The 5,134-nt window shown below is 64.3% G+C and carries 3 protein-coding genes; 1 reads left to right on the plus strand and 2 read right to left on the minus strand.

Annotation, left to right across the window (positions count from 1 at the left end):
* Window positions 1-61 precede the first annotated feature (61 nt).
* On the minus strand, window positions 62-1,423 hold the full coding sequence (locus tag NTCA1_RS27880) for a hypothetical protein (protein WP_021226801.1): 1,362 nt from the start codon (window positions 1,421-1,423) through the stop codon (window positions 62-64).
* Complete coding sequence (locus NTCA1_RS27885) at window positions 1,420-2,025, minus strand: recombinase family protein (protein WP_021226800.1); 606 nt, start codon at window positions 2,023-2,025, stop codon at window positions 1,420-1,422. The genes NTCA1_RS27880 and NTCA1_RS27885 overlap by 4 nt, the downstream gene beginning before the upstream one ends.
* 146 nt (window positions 2,026-2,171) lie before the next feature.
* Here NTCA1_RS27885 and NTCA1_RS27890 point away from each other — a divergent pair, with 146 nt between their 5' ends.
* Window positions 2,172-5,105, plus strand: a complete 2,934-nt coding sequence (locus tag NTCA1_RS27890) for a Tn3 family transposase (RefSeq protein ID WP_133085231.1) — start codon at window positions 2,172-2,174, stop codon at window positions 5,103-5,105.
* Window positions 5,106-5,134: the final 29 nt, after the last annotated feature.

The raw sequence follows: 5,134 nt of genomic DNA on the forward strand, positions 1-5,134 counted from the left end.
TGGCCCCTGTGCATTGTAGGGACACAGATTCACGGTAGGCATCGACGTCAGGGGTAGCCAACTATTTGCGCAGGTTCTCGATGCCAAGTTCGCGCCACATCCAGGTGAAGTCGTAGGTGGCCATCGGGTCGTTCGCGTCGAGTTGGCTGCTGCTGCGGTTTTCGAGATGCTTGAGCCACCCGGCTACTCGGTGCCGGCCTGCGGCCGTTTGAACGGCTGCGCGCGGGGTGATGTCGCCGAGTATGCCGATGGGTTCATCGAGCGTCGCGCGGTACTGACGGTCGAGCATGGCATGGATGAGCGGGGTTGCCACCTCTGGCGCAATGGCGGGTGCCGGTTCGGACATTGTCAGTCCCTCGGCCCGCGCCGCCATGGCCTGTTCGACCGTCTCGATCGTGGTCAGCGGCGAGCCGACCAACCCGGCTAGCGCATCGGTCATGAGCGCGGTGCCGCGTTTCGCCCGCTCGGCCGAGGTGACGGCGAGAATCAGGGCGCGGCCTTTCAATTCGACATTGCCGAGCACCGGGGTGCCGTCCGCCATCGTCACACCCCACGCCATACGCCCGGTGCTCTTCGCTATTCCGTTCGGTTCCTCGCCCAGCCAGTTCCAGAAGTGCGTGGTTTCCCGCTGAAGCGCAGGGATAGTATCGAGCCGCTCACCGACCAGCGCCTGGGTCACGCCGCGTGCGAAGGGAAAGCGCACGCGGTGGAACACCACTTCCTCGCCATCACTGTTGTGCAGCGTAGGGATCGACGCCGGTCCCATGGTCTTGGGAACGACATCGAACAGCCATGCCGTGCTGATGAGGGCTGGAAGCGCAGCAAGATCGTCGGCGTCTAGGTTCAACGCGGTGCGCGGGCTGCGCTTGCCCTTCGAGCGCCGCAGATCGGCGACGAGCGCCTCGGCCGCCTCCATCGTGAACGACAGCACGCCGCCCGACAGGAGGTGCTTGCCTCCGACCTGCACGACGCGGGCACCGATCCTGTCCCATTGCTTCAGCGTCTGCGAGGCGCTGCGCTCGGATACTCGAAGTGGCTCGTCGCCCTGGATCAGGTCGCGCACAAGGAAGCCGCTCCCGGGCTCGACCTCGCTGACTTCGTAGAGGCTCATCACCGACGATCGAAGGGCACGCAGGTAGATTTTGGTCGAGCCGCTCTCGTTCCAACCCCGGCGCCGAATATAGTCATCAACAATGTTCCGGTCCCCGGGTTCGATGGTGCGCGTGAGCAGATCCTCGAACGCGCATCCCCACAACACGCCGGCCCAATGATCGCCGACGATGTCTGCCAGCTCGTCCGCTTCGAAGTCGAACTCCTCCATCGCCAGACCGAGATGATCGCCGAGCGCCTCGCCCAGATGCTCGCCCCAGGCCGGCGAGGTGGCGAACTTCATGACGCCGGACAGATCGTGACCACGCTTCATGCCTGTTCCCTCTGCTGCTGACTGAATTGCTGGCGGTGCGCGGCGACGATGCGCGAGACCGTGGGTTCGCTGACGCCGTACAACCGTGCCATCTCGGCACCGGACTTGCGACCGGAGGTGACGGATTCGGCGATTTCGCGACGCTGCTTGTCGCCGAGCTTGCGCCGTCGTCCGCCGATCCGCCCTTCGGCACGTGCCTGGGCAAGGCCGGCGCTGGTGCGTTCGCGGATCATGGCCCGCTCGAACTCGGCGAAGCTTCCCACCATTTGCATCATCATCCGCCCTGCCGCGGTGGTGGTGTCGATCGCTTCGGTCAACGAACGAAAGCCCGCTCCCGCGAGCTCGATCCGCTCCATGATGTGCAGCATGTCCTTCAGGCTGCGCGACAGCCGGTCGAGCTTCCAGACGACGACGACATCTCCCTCGCGCAACTGCCCGATCATCTCCAGGAGCTTGGGTCGGTCCCATCGCCCGCCGCTAGCGGTCTCCTCGAATACACGTTTGCAGCCGAGCGCGTCGAGCGCGCGCCGCTGCGTGGCGTTCGACTGGTCGTCGCCCTTCGACACGCGGGCATAGCCGATCAGATAGGATTCGCGCGTCATCCAGCTTCTTTCACAAACGGCCGTATCCGGAGGTGGAAACAGGATGCACCAATTTCCGCAGCCTTGGGCCTTTCACAATCCTCTTTCATTAAGCGGGCAAAAGGCAAGAGGTTTTTGAAGGATGAAACATGCCCGCACGTATTCCGATGACCCAGCGGCAGCGCGCCGCATTGCTTGCTTTGCCCGACAGCGAGGCGGCGGTGGTGCGACACTATGGCCTCGATGCCGAGGACCTTGCTGCAATCGGCACCGCGCGCACTCCGGCAACCCGGTTGAGCTACGCCCTGCAACTCTGTTGCCTCCGCTTTCCGGGGCGGCATCTGCGCGCAGGCGAGCTGTTGCCTGCGATCATGCTCGACCATATCGCCGAGCAGGTCGGGGTGGATGCAGGCGCCATCGCCGACTTCGCGCGGCGAGCGCCGACCCGCTACGATCAGCTTGCCGCCATCAAGGCGCGCTTCGGCTTCACCGATCTGAGCCGGCCAGCGCGCGGTATCATGATGACCTGGCTGGAAATCGAAGCCATGCCCATCGTGGACGGGCGTATTCTGCTCGATCGACTGCTCGACGAGCTGCGCACGCGGCGCATCGTTATCCCCGGCATCAGCGTAGTCGAGCGGATGGCGGCCGAGGCGATGCTGCGGGTGGAAACCGATCTGGTCGCTGCAATCCATGATAAACTCGATGCGGATATGCGTCAGCGCCTCGATACGCTGGTCGATGAGAAGGTGCATGATCGACAGAGCCGCTTGTCGTGGCTGCGCGAACCACAGCCCCGCGTCGCGTCAGCCTCGCTCGCCGAAATCCTTGAGAAGGTCGCTCTGATCCGCAGGACCGGAATTTCCTGTGTTCCGGTCGATCCCCTGCACGAGCCACGCATGACGCAGTTCGCCCGCGAAGGCGTGCGCTATACCGCCCAGGCCTTCCAACAGATGCGCGCCTCCCGCAGGCGGGTCATCCTGCTTGCTACGCTGCGCGAGATGGAAGCCACGCTTACCGACGCGGCGATCGCCATGTTCGGCGCCTTGATGGGACGCGCTCACCTTCGTGCCCGCAAACGCCTGGAACAGGGAATCGCGATTTCGGGACGCGAAGGCCGTGACCGACTGATGCGCATCGCCACCGTGCTGGAAACAGTTAGCCGGGTAGCACGCACCGGTGAAGATATCGGCGCGGCCCTCAGGGATATCGTGCCTCTCGACATGCTCGATGCCGATGCCGCGATCATCCGTCGTACCGCGGCACCTCACAGGGACGATGTGTTGAGCGAGATCGCAGCCGAATACCGGACCTTCAAACGAATAGGACCTCTATTCCTGCAAACGCTCGATTTCCACGGCCGGGCCGGCACCGCGGCGTTGCGCAATGCGATGACGGTCCTGTCGGATCTTGATGGCGACTGGCGCAAGCCGCTCCCTGCCGACGTTCCGCTCGGTCATGTCGAGCGGCGCTGGTACCGCCATGTCGTGGTCGCCGGCAAGATCGACCGGACGCATTGGGAGATGGCCACCTACGGGGCGCTCGCCAATGCACTGGCATCGGGTGATATCTGGGTGCCGAGGTCACGGCTGCACAGGTCGCTGGAGGTGCTGCTCGCGCCATCAAGTGGCGCAGCGCTGCAACCGGTGTTCTCGCTCGGTGATCCACACGCATGGCTCGATCAGCGCGCCGCGCAACTCGACAAAGCCTTGTGCGACGTCGCCCAGAATCTGGCCGGACGTGATGCTGCCCTGTTCGCTGGCGAGCGATTGCGCTTCCCCAAGGAACTGAAGGACGATGATGCCGGGCACGACGAAGGACGGCATCTGACGCTTGCCTGCTACGGTATGCTGCCTGCCACGCGTATCACCGACGTGCTGTCGCAGGTCGAACGATGGACCGGCTTCACCCAGCACTTCGGGCACGTCTCGACCGGGTTGCCGCCTGGCGATGAGCAGGCCTTCCTCGCCACTCTGATTGCCGAAGCGACCAATCTTGGGCTGTCGCGCATGGCCGAGGTATGCGGCGCAGGGTCACGCCGCGCGCTGCTGCGCATGCAGACATGGCACATGCGCGAGGAAACCTTTCGGGCGGCGCTCGCCTGTCTGACCGACGCCATCCACGCCGAGCCGATCGCCGCCTGGTTTGGGCAAGGACACCGGGCTTCCGCGGATGGCCAGGCCTTCTACCTGGGCGGGCCGGGCGAAGCCGGCGGAGCGGTCAACGCCCATTATGGTCGCGACCCAGTGGTCAAGATCTACACCACCATCACCGACCGCTACGCGCCGCTGCACCAGACGGTGATCGCCGGCACGGCAGGAGAAGCCATCCATGCGCTCGATGGGCTCCTCGGCCATGACAGCAACGCCGATCTGACCGCGCTGCACGTCGATGGAGGCGGCGTTTCCGACATCGTGTTCGCAACGATGCATCTCCTCGGGCTCGATTTCGAGCCGCGCATTCCTCGCCTGTCCGACCGGCGCCTCTACGCATTCGAACCTTCGAAGCGCTATGGCAGGCTTGCGCCACTGTTCGGTCACAGGCTCAACCGGGATCTGATCGTCAGCCACTGGCCGGATATCGAACGCGTCATCGGCGCGATGCGTGATCGCACCGTTACGCCCTCGCTGATCCTCAAAAAGCTATCCGCCTACCGCCAGCAGAACAGCCTCGCCGCGGCGCTCCGCGAGGTAGGACGGATCGAGCGCACGCTGTTCACGTTGCGCTGGTTCGACGATCCGGCGCTACGCCGCACGGTCACCGCCGAGTTGAACAAGGGCGAGGCGCGCAACAGCCTGGCGCGAGCGGTCGCCTTCCATCGGCTCGGTCGCTTTCGCGACCGTGGCTTGGAGAACCAGCAAACCCGCGCGGCTGCCCTCAACCTCGTCACCGCAGCGATCATCCTGTTCAACTGTCGCTATCTTGGGCACGCCGTCGAAGAAATGCGCCGCCGCGGAAGCCAGATCGATCCGGCTATGCTGTCTCGGCTCTCACCATTGGGTTGGGATCGCATCAATCTCACCGGCGATTATGTCTGGTCCGATCACCTCGATCTCGACGCCAATGGCCTCATGCCGCTGCTCATCAAACCGCTACCGTGAATCTGTGTCCGCATAATGCACAGGGGCCG

The sequence above is a fragment of the Novosphingobium sp. TCA1 genome, from assembly GCF_009811895.1.
In the GTDB taxonomy this organism is placed as follows: Bacteria; Pseudomonadota; Alphaproteobacteria; order Sphingomonadales; family Sphingomonadaceae; genus Novosphingobium; species Novosphingobium panipatense_A.